Annotated in this window: 20 protein-coding genes; 5 read left to right on the forward strand and 15 right to left on the reverse strand. The window is 60.6% G+C overall.

What is annotated here, in order from left to right; genetic code table 11:
• Positions 1 to 224: 224 nt before the first annotated feature.
• The 11 genes from H4P12_RS09075 to H4P12_RS09125 all read right to left on the reverse strand — a co-directional run bounded on the left by H4P12_RS09075 (position 225) and on the right by H4P12_RS09125 (position 9,623).
• On the reverse strand, positions 225 to 464 hold the full coding sequence (locus tag H4P12_RS09075; RefSeq protein ID WP_187793381.1) for a hypothetical protein: 240 nt from the start codon (positions 462 to 464) through the stop codon (positions 225 to 227).
• 101 nt (positions 465 to 565) lie between these two features.
• The gene (locus H4P12_RS09080) at positions 566 to 811 is read right to left on the reverse strand and encodes an Arm DNA-binding domain-containing protein (protein WP_187793382.1); all 246 of its coding nucleotides are present in this window, start codon (positions 809 to 811) and stop codon (positions 566 to 568) included.
• A 332-nt stretch (positions 812 to 1,143) separates the two neighbouring features.
• Entirely contained in the window at positions 1,144 to 1,575 is a 432-nt protein-coding gene (locus H4P12_RS09085) for an RbsD/FucU family protein (RefSeq protein ID WP_187793383.1), read from the reverse strand.
• 9 nt (positions 1,576 to 1,584) lie between these two features.
• Positions 1,585 to 2,355 carry an L-fucose dehydrogenase gene (locus H4P12_RS09090; RefSeq protein ID WP_187793384.1) on the reverse strand — a complete coding sequence of 257 codons (771 nt, stop codon included), beginning with the start codon at positions 2,353 to 2,355 and terminating at the stop codon, positions 1,585 to 1,587.
• Positions 2,355 to 3,629 (reverse strand): L-fuconate dehydratase, encoded by a 1,275-nt coding sequence (locus H4P12_RS09095; protein WP_187793385.1) that lies wholly within the window; start codon positions 3,627 to 3,629, stop codon positions 2,355 to 2,357. The genes H4P12_RS09090 and H4P12_RS09095 overlap by 1 nt, the downstream gene beginning before the upstream one ends.
• Complete coding sequence (locus H4P12_RS09100; protein ID WP_187793386.1) at positions 3,626 to 4,468, reverse strand: ureidoglycolate lyase; 843 nt, start codon at positions 4,466 to 4,468, stop codon at positions 3,626 to 3,628. The genes H4P12_RS09095 and H4P12_RS09100 overlap by 4 nt, the downstream gene beginning before the upstream one ends.
• A gap of 65 nt (positions 4,469 to 4,533) precedes the next feature.
• Positions 4,534 to 5,481, reverse strand: coding sequence for an ABC transporter substrate-binding protein (locus H4P12_RS09105; RefSeq protein ID WP_187793387.1), 948 nt, complete (start codon positions 5,479 to 5,481; stop codon positions 4,534 to 4,536).
• Positions 5,482 to 5,517: 36 nt separating this feature from the next.
• Positions 5,518 to 6,495: an ABC transporter permease gene (locus H4P12_RS09110; RefSeq protein ID WP_187793388.1), complete on the reverse strand. Its 978-nt coding sequence runs from the start codon at positions 6,493 to 6,495 to the stop codon at positions 5,518 to 5,520.
• The gene (locus tag H4P12_RS09115) at positions 6,486 to 8,018 is read right to left on the reverse strand and encodes a sugar ABC transporter ATP-binding protein (protein WP_187793389.1); all 1,533 of its coding nucleotides are present in this window, start codon (positions 8,016 to 8,018) and stop codon (positions 6,486 to 6,488) included. Before H4P12_RS09115 ends, H4P12_RS09110 begins: the two co-directional genes overlap by 10 nt.
• Positions 8,015 to 8,842: an amidohydrolase family protein gene (locus H4P12_RS09120; protein WP_187793390.1), complete on the reverse strand. Its 828-nt coding sequence runs from the start codon at positions 8,840 to 8,842 to the stop codon at positions 8,015 to 8,017. The genes H4P12_RS09115 and H4P12_RS09120 overlap by 4 nt, the downstream gene beginning before the upstream one ends.
• A gap of 37 nt (positions 8,843 to 8,879) precedes the next feature.
• Positions 8,880 to 9,623 (reverse strand): SDR family oxidoreductase, encoded by a 744-nt coding sequence (locus tag H4P12_RS09125; RefSeq protein ID WP_187793391.1) that lies wholly within the window; start codon positions 9,621 to 9,623, stop codon positions 8,880 to 8,882.
• A 130-nt stretch (positions 9,624 to 9,753) separates the two neighbouring features.
• On the opposite strand from H4P12_RS09125, the gene H4P12_RS09130 reads away from it, so the two are divergent.
• The 4 genes from H4P12_RS09130 to H4P12_RS09145 all read left to right on the forward strand — a co-directional run bounded on the left by H4P12_RS09130 (position 9,754) and on the right by H4P12_RS09145 (position 13,457).
• The gene (locus H4P12_RS09130; RefSeq protein ID WP_223115779.1) at positions 9,754 to 10,560 is read left to right on the forward strand and encodes an IclR family transcriptional regulator; all 807 of its coding nucleotides are present in this window, start codon (positions 9,754 to 9,756) and stop codon (positions 10,558 to 10,560) included.
• Between the two features lie 318 nt (positions 10,561 to 10,878).
• Positions 10,879 to 12,294, forward strand: coding sequence for a cytochrome ubiquinol oxidase subunit I (locus tag H4P12_RS09135; protein WP_187793392.1), 1,416 nt, complete (start codon positions 10,879 to 10,881; stop codon positions 12,292 to 12,294).
• 12 nt (positions 12,295 to 12,306) lie between these two features.
• Positions 12,307 to 13,314, forward strand: a complete 1,008-nt coding sequence (cydB, locus tag H4P12_RS09140; protein ID WP_187793393.1) for a cytochrome d ubiquinol oxidase subunit II — start codon at positions 12,307 to 12,309, stop codon at positions 13,312 to 13,314.
• Entirely contained in the window at positions 13,314 to 13,457 is a 144-nt protein-coding gene (locus H4P12_RS09145) for a DUF2474 domain-containing protein (protein WP_187793394.1), read from the forward strand. The genes cydB and H4P12_RS09145 overlap by 1 nt, the downstream gene beginning before the upstream one ends.
• Before the next feature lie 188 nt (positions 13,458 to 13,645).
• Here H4P12_RS09145 and H4P12_RS09150 read toward each other — a convergent pair whose 3' ends face one another.
• On the reverse strand, positions 13,646 to 14,332 hold the full coding sequence (locus tag H4P12_RS09150; RefSeq protein ID WP_343069821.1) for a COG3904 family protein: 687 nt from the start codon (positions 14,330 to 14,332) through the stop codon (positions 13,646 to 13,648).
• A 41-nt stretch (positions 14,333 to 14,373) separates the two neighbouring features.
• On the reverse strand, positions 14,374 to 15,693 hold the full coding sequence (locus H4P12_RS09155; RefSeq protein WP_187793396.1) for a hypothetical protein: 1,320 nt from the start codon (positions 15,691 to 15,693) through the stop codon (positions 14,374 to 14,376).
• Between the two features lie 287 nt (positions 15,694 to 15,980).
• Between H4P12_RS09155 and H4P12_RS09160 the strand changes: the two genes are divergently transcribed.
• Positions 15,981 to 16,727 carry an alpha/beta hydrolase gene (locus H4P12_RS09160; RefSeq protein ID WP_187793397.1) on the forward strand — a complete coding sequence of 249 codons (747 nt, stop codon included), beginning with the start codon at positions 15,981 to 15,983 and terminating at the stop codon, positions 16,725 to 16,727.
• Positions 16,728 to 16,729: 2 nt separating this feature from the next.
• Here the strand turns inward: H4P12_RS09160 and H4P12_RS09165 are convergent, their stop codons facing one another.
• On the reverse strand, positions 16,730 to 17,974 hold the full coding sequence (locus H4P12_RS09165) for a glucoamylase family protein (RefSeq protein WP_223115780.1): 1,245 nt from the start codon (positions 17,972 to 17,974) through the stop codon (positions 16,730 to 16,732).
• Positions 17,971 to 20,211, reverse strand: coding sequence for a glycoside hydrolase family 3 N-terminal domain-containing protein (locus H4P12_RS09170; RefSeq protein WP_187793399.1), 2,241 nt, complete (start codon positions 20,209 to 20,211; stop codon positions 17,971 to 17,973). The genes H4P12_RS09165 and H4P12_RS09170 overlap by 4 nt, the downstream gene beginning before the upstream one ends.

Genomic DNA, 20,211 nt, shown 5'->3' on the forward strand with positions numbered 1-20,211 from the left:
GAAAAGGTCGAGGCAATCGGCCTCAAGATTTGCAGACCCCAGGCGACTTCCGGCAACATAGGGCTATCGCTGGCTTGCTGCGCACTAACCGATAATGCCACAATTTGAAGCAATGCAATGGTAGCTAACAGGCACGATTTCATAACACAAACTCGCATTATAAACAGTGGCTTATGATAATCAGGTTACCATCGTAGAGTAACCTTTACAATAAATATAAACCGTTAATGATTTAAGTTCCATCTGCGCCTAGATGGCAATCCTAGTCCCGGCTTGCGGATATTCTGTGGATCGAAAATGATGAATGCGGAGAGGATCAGGGCGATCATTGGCCAGAAGGCCAAAAACATCATTTGCAACCAAGTTGGGATTAAGCGCATCTTGGATCCGGAAATCGCCCCGTAATACATATCAGGCGTAACAGTCAGGAAAATCGAGGGCACTAACATGATCAGCATCAACATTGCTGCCCTTCTGGTCTCTCGAGCTGATTGGATGAACCACGATACCATGAGAGGGATGGCGGCCAATGCCGACTGCGCCAGCAAAACGATCCTGAACTCATTCAGCCGCGCGATGCCTGCATGCGAACCCAGACCGCGGTGTCGCGCGCCTGCCTGAGGCTGACTTTCGGAAAATCACTCAGATTGATCCAGACACGCCGACGCTGACCTTCGGTAACCGCGATCTGGACCTGGAAGCCCTTCTTTCCCAACGGATAGAGCCTCAGATAGAGGTCATTGCCATCGCTGAGGCGTTCCTGGCTGAGGCCGAACTTGGCGGCTTCGACTTGTTTGACGGTAAGGGTCATCTTTTTCTCCTTCTGGATGCTACCCGACTGAGAAAGGGTATCCAACCTCCTGCGCCTGAACGAACGTTGACGGACAGCCACTTGCCCCCGGCGATGCCGCGCCAAGGCGAGCCGGTGCGTGCAATCCGGAAAATCCGGTCCAGAACCAGACAGTAGTTCAAAGATTTGCGCTTACTCGGCGGGTGGCTCGATAAGATGAAGCGTTCATGGAACGCCCAATCCTCGTCCGACATCAGGCCTCGCGACAAAACTGGTCTCCGTTGCAGATACCAGTGCTGATCACGTCAATACCACCCAGTGAACCGCTTTGTCGGCATGATCTGGATTTCAGGTTATACTATGATGCCTTTTCGAAGGATGAAATTGCCATACGGTCTTATCTCCGCCGTCCGTAGAACCGCAAAAGCCCTGCTGGCTCGCTCATAGAAGGCAAAGCGTTCGATCGCGGTGAAAGCTATTCCCGCAGAGGTCAGGATCGGCGCACATTCTCTCAATACGTCGGGCACTGCCTGCGGGTCATCTACAACCTGCATTGTTGTCACCGGCTCTGGCTGGAACGTGTCGATCGGCAGCAGAGACAGGACCGCACGCAAAGCGCATGCTACGTCGCAATCCATCCGCAAAGCCTTGCCATGCACCGTCCGGCTGGCGACCGAGACCGATGGAAAATTCGCGTCCGAGATGACGATTTCGTCTCCATGACCCATCTGCGCCAACACGCGCAGAAGATCGGGGCCAATCAGGGGATCTATTCCTTTCAGCATGGCTTCTCCTCAGTTGGCAAGACCGATGGCGCGATCCAGATGGGTATAGCCCCCATCGGGGAAAATCCATTGTCCTGTCATGTGGCTGGCGCGATCCGACAGCAGGAATGCGCAGCAATCTGCGACCTCGCGGATTGTGGTCATCCGCTGGCCCAAGGGGATCCGTGCAGTGATCGAGGACAGCGCAGCCTCGGGGTCGTCCATGGTGTCCAGCCAGCGGCGGTAAAGCGGCGTCATCACTTCGGCCACGACAATCGCATTGACGCGGATACCGTCCGGCAGGAACTCAACCGCCCATTCACGGGTAAGGCCAAGCTGCGCCGCCTTGGCCGCGACATAGGCCGAGGTGCCGCCCTGCCCGGTCAGCGCGGTCTTGGAGCTGATATTGACGATGGACCCTCCAGATGCCCGCAGATCGTCGCGCAGCAGGTGAACCATGGTATAATAATGAACAAGGTTCTGGTTCAGGCTGGCGCGAAAGGCGTCCGGCCCCTTGTCCAGGCCGATCCCGTCATTCGCACCCGCATTATTGACCAGCCCGTGAATCGCACCATGGCGCGCCCTGATCTGTTCGACCGCCGTCCGACAGGCATCGTCATCCGACAGTTCTGCCGCAAAGAAATCCGTGCCGTGGCTGGCCAGCCAGTCGACATCCGGCACGCGGCGGGCGACGATCACCGGGCGGGCACCCTCTTCAGCCAGGATTTCGGCAATGCCCGCGCCAATGCCCGAGCCGCCGCCTGTCACCACAACCACTTTGTCCCGCAGATGCAGATCCATCAGGCGACCCTGAAGCGGTAGGTTTCAAGGCTTTCGGGCTTCATCTCGATCGAGAACCCCGGCGCCTCCGGGGGCATATAGGCGGCGTCGCGGATCAGGCAGGGTTCCAGAAAGTGCTCGTGCAGGTGATCGACATATTCGATCACCCGACCGTCGCGCGTCCCCGAAATACAGAGATAGTCGATCATCGACATGTGCTGAACATATTCGCAAAGGCCCACCCCCCCAGCATGCGGGCAGACCTTCAGACCGTATTTCGCGGCCATCAGCATCACTGCCAGCACCTCGTTCAGTCCACCCATCCGGCAGCCATCAATCTGCACCACGTCGATGGCACCTTCCATGATGAACTGCTTGAACATGATCCGGTTCTGGCACATCTCACCCGTAGCGACCTCGACAGGCGCCACGCCCTTGCGGATACGGCGGTGCCCGGCAATGTCGTCAGGACTGGTCGGCTCCTCGATGAACCACGGGTTCACGAAGGCCAGTTTCTTGACCCAGTCAATCGCCTCGTCGACCTCCCACACCTGATTGGCGTCGATCATCAGCCGAACGTCCGGGCCGACCTCGTCCCGCGCGATGGTCAGGCGGCGGATATCGTCATCAAGATCGCGACCGACCTTCATTTTCACATGGCGGAAACCCGCATCGACCGCCTCGCGACAAAGTCTGCGCAGCTTGGCATCGTCATAGCCAAGCCAGCCGGCACTGGTCGTATAGCAGGGATATCCCTCGCGCTTCAGGACCTCGACGCGAGAGGGTTTGCCTGCGGCCTGCTTCTTCAGGAAATCCAGCGCCCATTCCGGGGTGATGCAGTCGGTCAGATAGCGAAAATCAATGCAGCGGACCAGTTCTTCGGGCGGCATATCGGCCACCAACTGCCAGACCGGCTTACCCTCGGCCTTGGCCCAAAGATCCCACGCCGCATTGACCAGGGCCCCGGTCGCCAGATGGATCGCGCCCTTGTCCGGACCGATCCAGCGCAACTGGCTGTCGCTGGTGACATGCCGCCAGAAGCGGCCCATATCGGCGGCGATCCAGTCGAGTTCCAGTCCGACCACAAGCGGCCGCAGCGCCTCAAGCGCAGCCACACAGATCTCATTGCCGCGTCCGATGGTGAAGGTCAGGCCGTGCCCCTCGATCGGCCCGTCGGTTTCAAGGACCACATAGGCTGCAGAATAGTCGGGATCGGGATTCATTGCGTCCGACCCGTCCAGATGCTGGCTGGTCGGAAAGCGGACATCGACGGTGCGAAGGCCGGTAATCTTCATGCGCGAACCACCTTCTGCTTCTGCTCGCCCAGACCCTCGATGCCAAGCCGCATCACCTCGCCCCCCTTCAGATAGACGGGCGGCTTCTGGCCAAGCCCGACCCCAGGCGGCGTGCCGGTCGAGATGATATCGCCCGGCTGCAACGACAGGAATTGCGACAGATAGCTGATGATCGTGGCAATGCCGAAGATCATCGTCGCGGTCGTGCCATCCTGATAGCGGTGCCCATCCACCTCCAGCCACATCCGCAGATTGGCGATGTCGCCCGCCTCATCAGGCGTCACCAGCCACGGTCCGACGGGACCGAACGTGTCGCACCCCTTGCCCTTGTCCCAGGTGCCGCCACGCTCGATCTGCCATTCGCGTTCCGAAACATCGTTGACGACGCAATAACCTGCGACATGCGACAGGGCGTCTGCTTCGTCGATATATTTGCCGCCCTTGCCGATGACCACGCCAAGTTCGACCTCCCAATCGGTTTTCGTTGAGTTGCGGGGGATCTCGACATCATCGCCCGGACCACAGATCGCGCTGGTCCATTTATTGAAGACGACTGGCTCTTTCGGGATCGCCGCACCGGTTTCGGCCGCATGGTCAGCATAATTGAGGCCGATGCAGATGAACTTGCCAACACCACCGACACAGGCCCCGATCCGCGGGCTGCCTTCGACCAGCGGCAGCGCCGACAGGTCCAGCGTCGCCAGACGGGCAAGACCTTCATGGCTCAGCACGTCACCCGCAATATCATCGACATGGTCCGACAGATCGCGGATCTGGCCGTCGCCGTCCAGTATGCCCGGTTTTTCCTGCCCCTTCGGGCCGTGACGCAGCAGTTTCATCTTGTCCTCATCTGGTTCGTCGGTCAGCCGGGAACGACATGCCGTCCCCGGCAGGGATGGTGCGGTCAGTCGTAAAGGACCGCCGCGATTTCGGGATCGTCGATGTTCGACTGATCATACCAATAGAAGCCGGTATCGATCACTGGCTCGACCGTTTCGCCCTTGGCTGCGGCGACCGCGGCCCTGACGGTCTCATAACCGATGCCGACGGGGTTCTGGGTGATCGCACCTGCCATCAAACCCTCGCGGATGGCGTCGGTCTGGGCCTTGCCTGAATCGTAGCCGACGATGGTGATGCCCTGCGCCCCCAGTTCACGCACCCCGTTCACCACGCCGATGGCAGACCCTTCGTTCGTGCCGAAGATACCCTTCATATCCGGGTGAGCGGCCAGCAGCGCTTTGGTGATTTCGGTCGATTTCAGGTGATCGCCGCCGCCATATTCGATCGCCACGATTTCGACCTTCGGGTGTGCTTCCTTCATGCGGTTGACGAAGCCTTCACTACGATCGACACCGGTGCGAGAGGTCTGGTCATGGGCGACTACGGCAACCTTGCCCTCATCCCCGATCAATTCGGCCATCTTGTCGGCAGCCAATGCGGCGGCGGCGACGTTGTCGGTCGCGGCGGTCGCAACCGGAATGTCGCTGTCCACGCCCGAATCGAAGGCGATGACCGGGATATTCGCCTCTTGCGCCTGACGCAAAAGCGGGATCGCAGCCTGACTGTCCAACGCGGCAAAGCCAATGGCGGCGGGCTTGTTGGCAAGGGCCGCGGACAGCATGTCCATCTGCTTGTCGACCTGCGACTCGTTATCCGGCCCTTCGAAGGTGACGGTCACGCCCAGCTCTTCACCCGCCTTGTCGGCCCCGGCCTTCACAGCCTGCCAGAACTGGTGTTGAAAACCTTTCGAAATCAGTGGCACAAGCATCTTGTCCTGGGCCATTGCGCCCGTGGCCGGGATCGCAAGCGACAGCGCGGCAACCGCGCCTAACAGGGTTCTTCTGGTGAACATGATTTCCTCCCTTGATGTTCACGTCTTCTTTTGGCGTCAGCCCACCTTGCCCCGACGCAGCTGGTCGGCGTAGACGGCGATCACGATGATCGCGCCTGTCACCACGGTCTGCCATTCCGGCGCGACCGACATGACCCGAAGTCCGTTCGTCAACACTGACATGATCAGCGCACCGATCAGCGTGCCAAGGACGGTGCCCCGCCCACCCGCAAGGCTGGTTCCGCCGATGACCACTGCTGCAATCGCCTCGAGTTCATAGCCCAGCCCAAGCGCCGGCTGGGCCGAGTTCAGGCGGCTGGCGATCAGCAGCCCAGCGATGCCGCAGATGCCGCCTGCCAGGGCATAGATCGCCATCTTCCACGCATCGGTGTTCACACCTGACAGCCGCACCGCCTCTTCGTTGGAGCCGAGCGCGAAGGTATAGCGGCCAAGCACCGTTCGACCCAGGATCCACGCCACCAGACCGGCGACGATGAACAGTATCAGCACCCCGTTCGGCACTGGAAAGGCCGGGACCAGCCTGCCGATCAGCGAGCCTTGGGCGATGGTGGTAAAACCCGGCGTGTCATTGAAATAGATGGGGCGGGTGCCGGTCACGATCAGCGACAGGCCTTTCAGCATCAGCATCATCCCCAAGGTCGCAATGAAGGGCGGAATCTTCATCTTGGCGACGAAAGTGCCCGAGATCAGACCGCAAATCGCCCCGGTCGCAATCGCTGTCAGCACCCCCACGGGCAAGGGCATTCCAGCCCATGTCAGCACGACCCCGGTCATCACCGCGCAGAAGGTCATCAGCGTGCCGATCGACAGGTCTATCCCGCCGGTGATGATAATCAGCGTCACCCCGATCGCCAGCACTCCGTTGACCGAGGTGGCCTGCAGGATCGCCATGATGTTCGACACCTGAAAGAAGTTCGGACTGGCAAGCGAGAAACCAACGATCAGCACGATCAGACTGGCGAAAGCCAGAAGCTTCTGCTGCGCGGCGCCCCGGCGGGCCTGTTTCAGGTCCATTTTATTTCCCCTGCCGTTTGTGAGACGGCTATGTCCTCGCGCTGCGTCGCCAGCGCCATGATCTGTTCCTGACTTGCGCCGCCCGGCAAAATGCCGGTCAGCCGTCCCTCGCACATGACGGCGATGCGGTGCGACAGGCGCAGCACCTCGGGCAATTCGCTGGAGATGACGATGATCGCCTTGCCCTGCGCAGCGAGATCATTCAGCAGCCGATAGATCTCGGCCTTGGCACCCACATCGATGCCGCGCGTCGGTTCGTCAAAGATCAGGATATCGCAGTCACGCAGCAGCCATTTGGCGATGACCACCTTTTGCTGGTTGCCGCCGGACAGAAGCCGCACTTCTTGTCGGTCATGGGGTGTGCGGATCGCCAATCGGCCGATATAGTCGCGGGCGATCACTGCCAGTTGCTTCTCGTCGATGCGGCCCAGCCTGTCGGCATAGCGTGGCAAACTTGCAAGCGCGATATTTGCGCGCACATCCATGCCAAGCGCCAGCCCGTAATGCTTGCGATCCTCGGAAAGATAGCCGATTCCCAGCCGAACTGCGTCGGCGGGCGTGCAGATCTTCGCCGGCTTGCCGTGAACGATAATCTCGCCCTGATCCGGCGGCTCGGCACCAAAGATAGCGCGGGCAAGTTCCGTTCGCCCCGCCCCCATCAGGCCGGCAAAGCCCAGAATTTCACCCTTCTTCAGGCTGAATCCGATCTTCTGCAGGTCGCGACCTCGGCCCAGGTTCCGGACCTCTAACGCCGTTTCCGCGATCGTCAGGTCTGGCACGGTAACCGCCTCGTCTGTCAGCTCGCGCCCCACCATCATCGTGATGATCTTCGAGATCGGCGTATCCGCCGCCTCGACGGTGCCGACATGCTCGCCATCGCGCATCACCGTCACCCGATCCGAAATTTCGCGGATTTCGTCCATCTTGTGGCTGATATAGACGATCCCGACACCTTCCGCGCGCAACTTGCGGATGATCGTGAACAGTTCCGCAATCTCGCTGTCGTTCAGTGCCGCCGTCGGTTCATCCATGATCAGCACGCGCGATCGATATGACAGCGCCTTTGCGATCTCGACCATCTGCTGGCGGGCAATCGTCAGGCTGCCGACCGGCGCGCGTGGATCCATCGCCACGTTCATCCCGGCAAAGATCGCGGCGGCATCGGCATTCTGGCGGCGCTCGTCGATCCGACCAAAGGACAGGCGCGGCTCGCGCCCGATCCAGATGTTCTGCGCCACGGTCAGATCGCGCATCAGCGCCAGTTCCTGATGGATGATGCCGATGCCCAGATCTTGCGCCGCGCGGGGCGACGGCAGCGCGACCTCGGACCCGTCAACGAGGATGCGCCCGCCGTCAGGCTGATAGACGCCCGAGAGGCATTTCATCAGCGTCGATTTCCCGGCACCGTTTTCGCCCATCAGGGCATGCACCTCGCCGGCGCGCAGGCTGAAATCCACCCCCTTCAACGCATGGACGCCCGGGAAGCGCTTATCGATCACCTCCATCTGCACCAGTTCGATCATGGCTTCACCCCATAGAACTGTGCGGCATTACCCCGCAAAATCGCGTCACGCTCGTCCTCGGTCAGCTCTTCCAACAGTTGCGTGGTCAGGTCGAGCCACTGCTCATAGGACGCGGCCAAGGTCAGCACTGGCCAGTCGCTGCCCCAGATCAGACGGTCCGCTCCGAACCATTCCAGCAGGCGATCGATGATGGCGCGCAGGGCGGGCAGCGGATCGCGCAGTTCATCGGGCGAAAGTTCGGTCAGCAGGCCGGAAAATTTGCAATGCACATGCGGGATGGCGGCCAGTTCCTGCATGCCTTGATGCCAGTCCTGTCGCGCCCCCGGCTGCGGCTTTGCGGCATGGTCAATGATCAACGGCAGATCCTCATGGCGTTTTGCAAAGCGCGCAAGCATAGGAAGATGGCGCGCCGTCACCAGCGCATCGAAGCGTAGCCCGGAACGGATCAAGGCGTTCAGCGCATCGGCACGGGCGTGACACTCCAGCCAGTCGGTCTGCGGAATGTCCTGAAGCACCGGGCGCACACCCTTGAAGACCGGAAGTTCGGCACGCGCGTGGATCTGTTCGACGGCATTCGCCGCCGACAGATCGATCCAGCCAACAATGCCCACGATCTGGGAATCGACTGCTGCAAGCGAGAGCAGATAATCCGTCTCGGCGACAGTCGGGGCGGCCTGCACGACGATCTTGCGGGCCTCGGACGGATAATCGGACAGGACAAAATCGCGACGGATCGGCTGCAGAGGGTAGCCGCCACGGTCAAGCCATGCGTAATCTCCTCGTCCCAGTTGCCAGAAGTGGCAATGTGCGTCGATCATTTGCATCGCTGCCCCTCCCCGGACCGCGGCCGCCCCGTGGCGATCAGATAGTGACGCCTCCATCGACCAGCAGAGCCTGCCCGGTCACCAAGCGACTTTCATCCGACAGCAGATAAATCACCATCGGCGTTATATCCTCGACCGTCGCCAACCGCCCCATCGGCTGGCGGGCGATGAACTCTTTTTCGGCCTGCACCGGATCGGCGGCGGTAGCGATTCTTCCGCGCAGACTGGGCGTATCCACCGTGCCGGGGCAAAGCGCGTTACAGCGGATGCCCTGACGAACGAAATCGGCGGCGATCCCTTTGGTCAGCCCAATCACCGCCGCCTTGGTCGTGCCGTAGGCCGTCCGGTTCGGGAAGCCTTTGATCGACGACGCCATCGACGCCATGTTCAGGATTGATGCGGTGCCTGTATCCGCCGCTCGCGTCAGCATACCCGGCAGACAGGCCCGCGTCAGACGCAGCATCGAGGTGACGTTCAGATCCATACTGAAGGCCCAGTCTTCGTCGCTGATGTCAAGAATAGTGCCGTGATGGACGAATCCCGCGCAATTAAAGAGGCCATCCAGCGGCCCGACGCTGTCAGCGAGGCGGGTGATTGCCTGGGGGTCGGTCACGTCCAGGGCCGCAATCTCGATTCCCTGCCCGGCCAGATCATCCAGCAACGCGATATCGCGATCCGTGGCGATGATCTTTCCGCCCTCGGCAGCGCAGGCCAGGGCACTGGCGCGCCCCATGCCCTGCCCGGCAGCGGTGATCAGAATCCGCTTCCCCTTCAACCGCATCAGAGTCTCCTCCCATCTGTTGCGCTTGTTCTTATATAAACCATCTCTCCATATATGAACCTGTTGACGCAAGCAGTTTCTTGCGCTGCATTGCAGATCGGGCCAAAAGACCCCGAAATGGGAGGGCAAGATGGCCGACACGGAACATCGCATGACTGCCGAAAACGTAACCTCGGCCGACCGCTACCGAGCCCCGGCCTTGGACAAGGGGCTTGATATCCTTGAAGTTCTTGCCAAACAGGCACGAGGTCTGACGCGGGCCGAGATCGTCAAGGAACTGGGCTTAAGTCCCTCGCAGATCTATCGCATGCTGGAACGGCTGGTGGTGCGGGGGTATGTGACCCGGCTGGACGGGGGCGACCGTTATGCCCTGACGATGAAACTATTCCTGCTTGCGACGGGGCACCCGCCGGTGCGAAGGCTGATCGCACAGGCGCAGCCATTGATGGACGATTTCTCGCGCGAGCTGCGGCAGTCCTGCCATCTGGTCGTGCCGGAACATGCTTGCGGCATTATCGTGGCGCAGGCGAGCCCCGTCGATCACTGGGAATTCCGTGCCCGTGTCGGGGCGCAGCTGGATCTTTTCTCAACTGGCTCGGGCATGACCCTTCTGGCATTCCAGCAGCCCGACCGAGTGGTCGATACGCTGGGCAATTGGGGCGTTGCCGACGCTTCCGAAAGGATCGCGCAACGTCAACCGGAACTGGCTCAGGTTCGGGATTTGGGCTATCGCGTCGGTCCTTCGGCGCAGGCTGTGGGCGTCACCGACCTCAGTGCGCCAATCTTCGGGCCGAACGGAGATGCCATAGCGGCACTGACCTGCGCCTATATAGAACATCCCGACGATACCCGTGCCGATCTGCGCGACGCGACACTGGCGCGGCTGCTTCGACTTGCACAGGAATTGTCGCTTCACCTGTCTTACGCGCAGAGATGACCCGGCGGATTTCCACAGGATGTCCGACAACGGCCCCGAACCGTCCAGATCCACAGTGCCTCTTGCATCGTCGACCCGCCTGGGAATGTGCCGGTCGAGATCGCCCTGAGTGATGAGAAGATCGGGGTGCGGAAATTGACCTTCGCCTTATTGATAGGGTATGCATGCTCTGAATTGGACAGGTCACCATGCGTGGCCTGATGTTTTTTCAGCTTTCAATCGATACGCGGACCAGAATCGCGGTCTCGTTCGATCCCGCCTTTCGTTCGAGTCCACTCTGGAACACGAGAGTACGCAAATTGTGCAGAGGGTATAGCCATGTTCGGTCTGACTGCGCTTGAACTGGCGCGTATCCAGTTCGGCTTCACCATTTCCTTTCATATCATTTTTCCCGCGATCACCATCGGTCTGGCAAGCTATCTTGCGGTTCTGGAAGGGCTATGGTTGTGGAAAAAGGACCGCGTCTACCGGGATCTTTATCATTTCTGGTCAAAGATTTTCGCGGTGAACTTTGCCATGGGCGTCGTGTCCGGCCTGGTCATGGCGTATCAGTTCGGCACGAATTGGAGCTATTTTTCGGCATTCGCCGGATCCATTACCGGCCCGCTGCTCGCGTATGAGGTGATGACCGCGTTCTTTCTGGAGGCAGGTTTTCTTGGCGTTATGCTGTTCGGCTGGAACAAGGTCGGTCCCGGGCTGCATTTTTTCGCAACGATCATGGTGGCGATTGGCACGCTGATTTCGGCAACCTGGATCCTGGCTTCGAACAGCTGGATGCAGACGCCGCAAGGGTTTGAAATCGTCAACAACGTCGTCGTGCCGGTGAGTTGGCTAGAGGTGATTTTCAACCCTTCATTCCCCTATCGCCTTGCGCATATGACCGTGGCGGCTTTCCTGTCGACGGCGCTTTTCGTCGGGGCATCCGGGGCCTGGCACTTGCTGCGTGGCAATCGCGATGCGCGGGTTCGCACGATGTTTTCGATGGCGATGTGGATGGTGCTGGCGGTGACCCCGCTTCAGATCTTCATTGGCGACATGCACGGGCTGAACACGCTGAAGCACCAGCCGGCCAAGATCGCGGCCATGGAGGGCCACTGGCGCAACGAACCGGGCGCCGGCGTGCCACTGATCCTGTTCGGATGGCCCGATATGGAAGCCGAGGAGACGCGCTACAAGATAGAGATCCCACGGCTGGGCGGGCTGATTCTGACGCACAGTCTGGACGGTCAGTATCCGGGTCTCAGCGAATTCGCCAAGGAGGATCGCCCCAATTCGACGATTGTGTTCTGGTCATTCCGGGTCATGGTCGGTCTGGGGATGTTGATGCTGCTGCTTGGCCTATCAAGCGTGTGGCTGCGTTGGCGCAACAGGTTGTTTGAACACACCTGGTTTCTGCGCTTTGCCGCCGTGATGGGACCATCGGGGTTGATCGCGATTCTGGCGGGCTGGTACACGACCGAAATCGGCCGCCAGCCTTGGATCGTTTATGGCGTGATGCGCACAAAAGATGCGGTCTCAAACCATTCGGCGCTGGCGCTGTCGACGACGCTGATCGTGTTCATCGTCATGTACCTCGCCGTGTTCGGAACCGGTGTAAGCTATATGCTCAAACTTGTCGCCAAGGGGCCGGGGCAAGGCGAGGATACGCACGCGCCGCACGAACCAGGACAATCGCTGCGGCCTGCCCGCCCCCTGTCGGCTGCGCCCGACGATATTGATCCAACCGCGAAGTGAGGAGCACGCACCATGGGTATCGATCTTCCTCTTCTCTGGGCGATCATCATCGGTTTTGGCTTGATGATGTATGTCATCATGGACGGTTTTGATCTGGGGATCGGCATTCTGTTCCCCTTCATCAAGGATCGTGACGACCGTGATGTCATGGTCAACAGCGTGGCACCGGTCTGGGACGGCAACGAAACATGGCTTGTTCTGGGCGGTGCCGCGTTGCTGGCGGCATTTCCGCTGGCTTATGCCGTGATCCTGAGCGCGCTTTACCTGCCCTTGATGTTGATGCTGGCGGGCCTTGTCTGGCGGGGCGTCGCGTTCGAATTCCGTTTCAAGGCGGATGAAAGCCATAAGCCGTTTTGGGACAAGGCCTTTATCTGGGGCTCCTACATCGCGACCTTCTCGCAGGGTCTGGCACTGGGCGCATTCATCGACGGCTTCGAGGTGAAGGACGGCAGTTATTCGGGCGGTCTGTTCGACTGGCTGACACCGTTCTGCCTGTTCACCGGGATTGGCATGCTGGGCGCCTATGCCCTGCTTGGGGCGACATGGCTGGTGATGAAGACCGAGGGCGCGTTGCAACAGCGGATGCGTGCCCTTGGTCGCCCGGTCACGCTGGGCGTTCTGGCCTTGCTTGCCATCGTCAGCCTGTGGACGCCGCTTGCCCACGAAAATATCGCGAACCGATGGTTTTCCTTGCCGAATCTTCTCTTCTTCGCGCCCGTGCCCTTGCTGGTCCTTTTGGCTGGCTGGGCGCTTTTGAAGACATTGGCTGGAAACGCTGAAACCGCGCCCTTCGTGCTGTCTCTGGTGCTGTTGTTTCTTGGCTATACCGGCCTGGCGATCAGCCTTTGGCCCAACATCATCCCGCCCGCGATCTCGATATGGGATGCTGCATCGCCGCCACAAAGTCTTGGCTTTGCGTTGGTCGGGGCGTTATTCATCATTCCCTTCATCCTCGCTTATACGGCGTGGTCCTATTATGTGTTCCGCGGCAAGGTGAGGACGGGTGAGGGTTATCATTGATGGCTGGATCCAACGCCCCCTTCAACCTGTGGCTGCGTCGTATCGGATGGCTCATCGCGATTTGGGCTGGAAGCATTGCGGTGCTTGCGGTGATCGCCTTCATCTTTCGGATCCTGATGAAATTCGCGGGATTGACCGCGTAATTGCCGCAGCCGGCCAGTGTTTCTTTCGCAAGGAGTGGAAGCTGGCCTGAACCGGAAAACAAGCCTGTGCTGCAAGGACTGTGCGGCAAGGACCGGGCGATGGTTACGGGCCGTTGGCACACGGGATGTGAATCTGGCAGCCGCGACGCGTCGTTACAGGTCCGTTTGGGTGGATTGGCGACCTGTGCTCATGATGGCGAACTGGTCGTCAACCCCAGATCCTGCATCTGCCCTGATGTCAGCACGTTGATTTCCTCGGGCGGGGTGCGCAGCCCAAGGCTCATCAGACGCAGATCGACCCCCATTTCAGTCAGGTAATCCATGACCCCGGCCTGTGCTCGTTGCAGATCGCGGATCGCCATGAAGGCTGGCAGGATCGTGTTTTGGCCGAAGTAATGTTGATGAACGCCCACGACCGCACCTTCGACTGCCTGCCGTTGCACGCCCCCGGCCAAGAGATAGGGGCAGGCCGACATGCAGACTGCGCCAGCTTTGACGACCGTATCATAGCCTGATGAGCGGATCGTTCGGCCAATCGCCAACGCGTCCGAGACAGAACCGCCAGAGCTATCAAGCGAAACCTGACTTGCCGTTGGCTGGGTTTGGTCAAGCCATTGCAGAAAACGGTCGGCGTCCCCTTCGGCGATCTGCCCAGAGATATCGATCGTTCCATCGGTCAGGCTAAATTCCAGCGCCTTCGGCATGGGGCGCATTGCAGGTGTCCCCGGTTCCGCCGGTCGTAGATCGGGGCGATAGGGCCGGATGCTTGGCCCCTCTGCGGGTGGCGCGAACAGGCCCGGCGCGGCCTTGCCGGAACTTTGCCACAGATCCGCCGCGATAATAAATCCGGCCAACAAAATCTGCGACAACAACACCGCCTGAATCGCCGACTGAGGTGAGGACAACCAGCGCATCGTCAGTCAACCGCACGCGGAGAAGGCGGCTGTTCTGGCGGCTGCCCTCGGTTGATCGGCATCCCTGCCCCGCGATGCTGCGGTGTGTCAGGCATCGGGGGCGCATCGTCATATTCGCGCAGCAGATCGGCAGCGGCAAGTGCTGCGCGCATTTCGCCCACGGTCATGCGATCATCATGGTGGCGAATGCCCCGCCCGTGCCGGATTGCGGCCTGCACCACCATGATGATGAACACCAGAACCGCCGGCAGCAGATCAATCGAAATTGCCCCCGCCCATGCGGGCACGAAATTCCCTGCATAAACGATGACAGCATCGGCCGCCGACAGGGGGGCGTAGACGGCCTCATCCGGCGGCGGCAGGGCCTCGACCTCGGCTGCGGCGGTGGCAAGCGTATCCGCCCGCTGTTCGACCAGCGACAGAACCGACGTGATGGTGTTCGACTGACCTTGCTGAATTTCCGCCGTCGAGCCATCAAGTTCGGGCAGCACCACAGCCTCGGACAGATCGCGCGCGGCCCGGCTGACCAGAGGCGCAGGATTAAGCTGTCGCAATTGGGTAATCAGGCCGGCCAGTTCAACGGCGTCTTCGGAAAATTCAACCGTGCGATCTTCCAGTGTGCCCGATCCAACGGCCACACCGCGCATCCCGGACAGGATGGCGTTCCCCTGTGCAAACGTGGCTTCGATAGGTTCGGCGGCATCATTCAGCTGTTGTTCCAACCCGGCCAGTTCCGCCCCTTTCTGGCTTAGCACGCGAAAAACGGCGCCGCGTCCGGAAAAACCCGACAGCGTGCCTCCTGCCTCAAGCTCAGACAGGTCATTGAAGCTTTGCCGGACGCGTGACACATCGCGCACCAGCGATTGTCCGGCCACCGCGTTGGAATGGGCGCGTTCCAGCGATGCCTGATAATGCTGCACCGTGGTTGCCATATGCGTCTCGACCGCCGCGCCGCCTGCAAGCGCGGCCGCGTTCAGCCAAGAGGACATGGCCACAATCGCCACACAGCCCAGCACCATTGCCAGCAACAGGCCGATCCGCGACACGGCCGAACGAACAGCAGGCAGCAGGCGCAGCATGTAGGACCAAAACACGAAAATCCCGACCGACACCGCAATGGAGTAGGACAGCGCGGCAAAGGTCGTCCATGCGCCGGTGTTTTCCAACAGGGATCGGACGCCAAGATAGGTGTAAATCCCGGATGCCGAAGCCAGCACGCCTAGCGCGGTCGATGTAAAGCTGTCGAGCCAGTCCAGATGGCGTTCCAACTCTCGGGCGTAGCGATCACCGGCGCGGTCGCCCGGCGCAGAAGGGTCGGTCATATCTGGTCCATCACATATTGCTGCAGCACATAAGTTAACGACGCCATGCTGATGTAATGGCGCGGCTTTGTCGATGGCTGTGCACTGCCATGCCTTCACGCTTGCATGATGGGCAGGATACAGGTCCTGAAAAATCCGGCCCATGATATTATGATAGGTTTGCGACACCTGAACAGGATCAGGCATCCTGCCAGCCCGTTCACCGTGACCGGTCAATCCGGGTTTACAGAGCAGACGGATCGGGCAATCTTTCATCAAGGATTCATGCGATTCAGGTAGGTGTTTCAATGGCCGAGCGGCGCTTAAACTGGACTGCTGGCGCACAGCGCCTTCGGGCGCCGACCGCATCCGGTGCTATTCCGGTGATCGTTGCGGAACCGGCCGCCCCGGTCCAGGGCACGGTTCTGTTGGTCCACGGCCGCAACGGCGCCCCCGGTCAGCCGCAGATCGACGAAATCGCAAACAGCTATCTTCTTCGTGGCTGGCGGGTCGTCGCACCGGAACTGCCCAATTCGGCAGCGTTGCCGGAGTCAGGTCCAGCCAGCAAACTGACATTGGCCGGTCACACCAGATCAGCCGGTGAGGTTTGGGACTGGGTGGTGAAACAATGGCCGGGCGACAAACGCGGCTTGGCGGGCCACAGCATCGGGGCCTATGCCATCGCGCATCTGGCAGCGGAATCCGACCCGCACCACGTGCTTGCGGTGTCACCGCCGAAGTCCGGGCTTGTTCTTTTATCGGCGCGACGGGCCATGGGACCACTGGCCGTGGCCGAAGTTGAACGCGAGGCGCCCCTGTTCCTGGCCGAGATGGAAACCGCGGATGCAACCGACGCGATTGGCAGGATCACCGCGCCATTGGCGGTTGTGACGGGGGCAGAGGACGGCCTGGTGCGGCTGAACGATGCCCGCGCCTATTTCAGCGCCGCCCCGAACGGGCGTTTCTTCGCGGCGTTGCCCGGTGAACATCATTGCCCTGTCGGCGAGGCTTGCGGGTCGATGCTGTCAGCCGCCCTTGCCGCGCTTCAGGTTTGACCCTAGCTGATGGGGTTCAGGTAAGGTGCGCTGAACCCAAGGGCGCGCAACCCGCGCTGCACCTCGGGTCGCGTTGAAACCAAACGCCATAGAAGCCCTGTTCGGTGATTTTCCAGCCCGATCACGATGGGGGCCTGATCGATCGCCAGACGGCTGCCGGCAACCCAATCCTGGGTTTCATTGAACGCATCCACGAAGCCGGCCTCGCCCCAGATCCGGTCACCCAGATCGTCGTGCAGATGCCGCAGCACGGGCATCGCCTCGTTTGGTGCGACGGCGAAAGAACCAAGCGCGGCCGTGGGCGTGATGGTGCCGGTGTCATCGGTCGGGGAATGGGCAACATAGCCGACGGGGTCGTCGCTGGCGGTCAGGCCCCAGCAATTTGGCCCATATCCGGCCCAACCGCCCGGATTCATCAAGCAATGCCGGCGATTCACCAAGGCATGCGCCCGGACATATTGGCCATAATCGGCATAGGCATCCCGCAACCCGCGCGGGTCGACGCCCAGAAACGGATATTGCGACATGAACAACGGGCCGCCCCAGTCGGGGCCAAGGGGCAAGGTGGTTTCGCCGTAAACCCGCCCATTCAAAAAGGTCGGCGTGTTGGCCCAGCTTTGGTGATATGACGCCGCCGGTATCGGATGGGTGGGGGATCCTGCGCCCAGAATGAAAACTGGCAAAGCCTCATTCCAGCCACGGATCGGCAGCGCATTCGCGAGCCATGGACGATCAGGATGACGGTGCCACATCACCGCGCCATCATCGCGCAAATGCGCGGCCCAGTTCACCGCGCCAAAAAGCACCTCGATCCTTTCGGCCAGCGACGGCTCTTCGGTGAAATAGGCGGCTGCGCCCAACAGGCCGGTCATCAGGAACGAGGTTTCAACCAGATCGCCGCCATCGTCGCCTTTTGCAAAGGGCAACACGCGGCCCGTCGTTCCATTCAGAAAATGTGGAAAGACACCGTCGAAACTGTCGGCGGTTTCCAGAAATCCAACGATCCGCAAGACACGATCAAGAATATCGCGGCGCGGACGCCACCCCCGTTCTGCGGCGACGATCTGCGCCAAAATCCCGAAACCCGTTCCGCCGGTGCAGACGGTTTCCTCGACGTCATAGCCAAAAGCACCGCCACTGCGTTCCCGCGCCATCCCGCTGACAGGATGGCTCCAATCAAGGAAATACAGCGCCGTTGCCTGCGCCACCCGATCACGCAGGGCAGCATCATCAAGTCCATGGATCATGTCAGCCATGTCAGTTCCACCGTGTTCGTGTCGCGACTGTTCGGCCCGACATGAAGTTGAATGATACCGGGGTCACGCACCCATTCGGCCGCATGAAGCACCGGCGCGACGGGATAGGCAAACTGATCTGCCGAAATGTCAAAAAACACCTCATGCGACTGGCCCGGATCAAGGGATATCTGTTGAAAATCAATCAGCCATCGACCCGGACGGGTGACGCGCGCCACCGGGTCGCTGGCGTAAAGCTGCACCGTTTCAATCGCCTGATGTGTGCCGGAATTGCGAATGGTGACGCGCAACTGCACCCTTTGCCCGGCAGTCGCGGCATCTGTTGACAAGCTTGGCCTGTCATAGATCATCTGACTGTAACCCAGGCCAAAACCAAAGGGAAAACGCGGAGCGTCATCGGGCATGTCAAGCCAACCGGTGCGAAACTTGGCGAAGTTGCCCGGAAACGGTCGCCCGGTTGGATCGCTGGCACAGGACAGTGGAACCTCACCCGGATGGGCGGGCAGCGAAGCGGCCAGCCGCCCCGATGGGTTGGTTACCCCGAACAGCAGATCCGCCACACCTTCCGGCCCAGCGATCCCACCGTGCCACGCATAAAGCAGCGCGTCCGCCTGTGCCGCGATGCTGCCCAACGCCAGCGGGCGCCCAGCAAAAACCACGACCACCAGCGGCTTGTCCGTTCCCGCAAGCGCGTTGATCAGCCGGCGTTGCGGTGCCGGAATATCCGGCGACAGCCGTGATGAGGATTCGCCGGCATGTTCCTTGGCCTCTCCGACAGTCGCGACGATCACATCCGCGGATAATGCTGCCTCTACAGCCTCGGCCAGAACATCCGCTTCCTCTCGGGGATCACGCATGACGGTGACGCCGTGCACATTCAGGCGATGTTCCAGCCAAGGTTCATCGACGATATTCGCCCCCCACGCGACGATGGGCGCCTGACCGGTCAGCTCAACGATGGCTTCGTTCAGCGGAACGACATCTTCGGCCCTGCCGGACACGGCCCATGTTCCCAGCATATTTGCCCGATCTGCGGAAAATGGGCCGATCAACGCGACCTTTATGTCCTTTGGAAGTGGCAGAATACCATTGTTCTTCAACAGAACCGCCGACTGAGCCGCCGCCCGTCGGGCCAGTTTTCTACCCGCCCCACGCGAGGGGGCCCCGATGCCCTCCATCCCGCGAAACGGATTGTCCAGCAGGCCAAGCTGCAGCTTGAATTTCAGCACCCGGCGGCAGGCGCGATCAATCAGACCAACGACCTGATCAGCGGAAAGCGTAAAATCCGCCTCTGGCGCATTCAGTCCGTCGCTGGCCAGCGCTGGCAATTCACGCAGATATTCTTCGCCGACCATATCCATATCGACACCGGCATGCAGCGCCCGCGCAACGACGACTGCGGCCGACCCAAGCCCATGCGCCATCAATTCCTGAACGCCCGTATAATCCGACACGACCAGCCCGTCGAAGCCGGTCTGACCGCGCAGCCATCCTTCGATCAACGGACCATTGGCATGCATGGGCAACTTATTGACCGCGTTAAAGGACACCATGACACTGGCCGCGCCCGCCCGAACCCCGGCGGCGAAGGGCGGCAGGTAAATTGACAGCAAATCTTCCCAAGCAAGGCTGACATTGTCATAATCCCGACCGCTTTGCGGTGCGCCATAGGCAACGAAATGCTTCAGGCATGCGGCAACGTGACCGTCCAGCCCTGCTGCCGAACCCTGAAACCCTTGCGTGGCAGCCACAGCAATCCGGGACGCCAGCAAGGGATCTTCGCCCGGCCCTTCGGCCACGCGCCCCCATCGGGGATCGCGGCTGACGTCGATCATCGGAGCATAGACCTGATGCAGCCCTTCGGCCGAGGCCTCGGCCGCGGCAAAGGCCGATGTCTGGCGGATCAGGTCCATATCCCAACTGCACGCCATCGCGATATTCAACGGAAAGACCGTGCGGTGGCCGTGAATCACATCCTCGGCAAAGAATAACGGGATGCCCAGTCGCGAACCCGCCACTGCGCGTTCCTGCATCGCACGCGCAGTGGCCAGCGATTTGGTGCCGAATATCGCGCCGACCTGCCCCGTCGCCAATCGCTCGGATAGTCTTGTGGGTTGCTTTGCGCCTGTCACCAATCCTTCGCCAGCAGGCAGCAAGTTCAGCTGCCCGATCTTTTCGGCAAGGGTCATCCGGGTCAGCAACCGTTCGACAGCATCTTGATCTTGCAT

Origin of the sequence: Paracoccus amoyensis, assembly GCF_014490725.1 — a bacterium.
Taxonomy (GTDB): Bacteria; Pseudomonadota; Alphaproteobacteria; order Rhodobacterales; family Rhodobacteraceae; genus Paracoccus; species Paracoccus amoyensis.

What these genes read in the sequence shown, in the direction of transcription:
- H4P12_RS09075 (WP_187793381.1), bottom strand. Translation starts at nt 464, where the DNA reads ATGTTGATGCTGATCATGTTAGTGCCCTCGATTTTCCTGACTGTTACG.
- H4P12_RS09080 (WP_187793382.1), bottom strand. Translation starts at nt 811, where the DNA reads ATGACCCTTACCGTCAAACAAGTCGAAGCCGCCAAGTTCGGCCTCAGC.
- H4P12_RS09085 (WP_187793383.1), bottom strand. Translation starts at nt 1,575, where the DNA reads ATGCTGAAAGGAATAGATCCCCTGATTGGCCCCGATCTTCTGCGCGTG.
- H4P12_RS09090 (WP_187793384.1), bottom strand. Translation starts at nt 2,355, where the DNA reads ATGGATCTGCATCTGCGGGACAAAGTGGTTGTGGTGACAGGCGGCGGC.
- H4P12_RS09095 (WP_187793385.1), bottom strand. Translation starts at nt 3,629, where the DNA reads ATGAAGATTACCGGCCTTCGCACCGTCGATGTCCGCTTTCCGACCAGC.
- H4P12_RS09100 (WP_187793386.1), bottom strand. Translation starts at nt 4,468, where the DNA reads ATGAAACTGCTGCGTCACGGCCCGAAGGGGCAGGAAAAACCGGGCATA.
- H4P12_RS09105 (WP_187793387.1), bottom strand. Translation starts at nt 5,481, where the DNA reads ATGTTCACCAGAAGAACCCTGTTAGGCGCGGTTGCCGCGCTGTCGCTT.
- H4P12_RS09110 (WP_187793388.1), bottom strand. Translation starts at nt 6,495, where the DNA reads ATGGACCTGAAACAGGCCCGCCGGGGCGCCGCGCAGCAGAAGCTTCTG.
- H4P12_RS09115 (WP_187793389.1), bottom strand. Translation starts at nt 8,018, where the DNA reads ATGATCGAACTGGTGCAGATGGAGGTGATCGATAAGCGCTTCCCGGGC.
- H4P12_RS09120 (WP_187793390.1), bottom strand. Translation starts at nt 8,842, where the DNA reads ATGCAAATGATCGACGCACATTGCCACTTCTGGCAACTGGGACGAGGA.
- H4P12_RS09125 (WP_187793391.1), bottom strand. Translation starts at nt 9,623, where the DNA reads ATGCGGTTGAAGGGGAAGCGGATTCTGATCACCGCTGCCGGGCAGGGC.
- H4P12_RS09130 (WP_223115779.1), top strand. Translation starts at nt 9,754, where the DNA reads ATGGCCGACACGGAACATCGCATGACTGCCGAAAACGTAACCTCGGCC.
- H4P12_RS09135 (WP_187793392.1), top strand. Translation starts at nt 10,879, where the DNA reads ATGTTCGGTCTGACTGCGCTTGAACTGGCGCGTATCCAGTTCGGCTTC.
- cydB (WP_187793393.1), top strand. Translation starts at nt 12,307, where the DNA reads ATGGGTATCGATCTTCCTCTTCTCTGGGCGATCATCATCGGTTTTGGC.
- H4P12_RS09145 (WP_187793394.1), top strand. Translation starts at nt 13,314, where the DNA reads ATGGCTGGATCCAACGCCCCCTTCAACCTGTGGCTGCGTCGTATCGGA.
- H4P12_RS09155 (WP_187793396.1), bottom strand. Translation starts at nt 15,693, where the DNA reads ATGACCGACCCTTCTGCGCCGGGCGACCGCGCCGGTGATCGCTACGCC.
- H4P12_RS09160 (WP_187793397.1), top strand. Translation starts at nt 15,981, where the DNA reads ATGGCCGAGCGGCGCTTAAACTGGACTGCTGGCGCACAGCGCCTTCGG.
- H4P12_RS09165 (WP_223115780.1), bottom strand. Translation starts at nt 17,974, where the DNA reads ATGATCCATGGACTTGATGATGCTGCCCTGCGTGATCGGGTGGCGCAG.
- H4P12_RS09170 (WP_187793399.1), bottom strand. Translation starts at nt 20,211, where the DNA reads ATGCAAGATCAAGATGCTGTCGAACGGTTGCTGACCCGGATGACCCTT.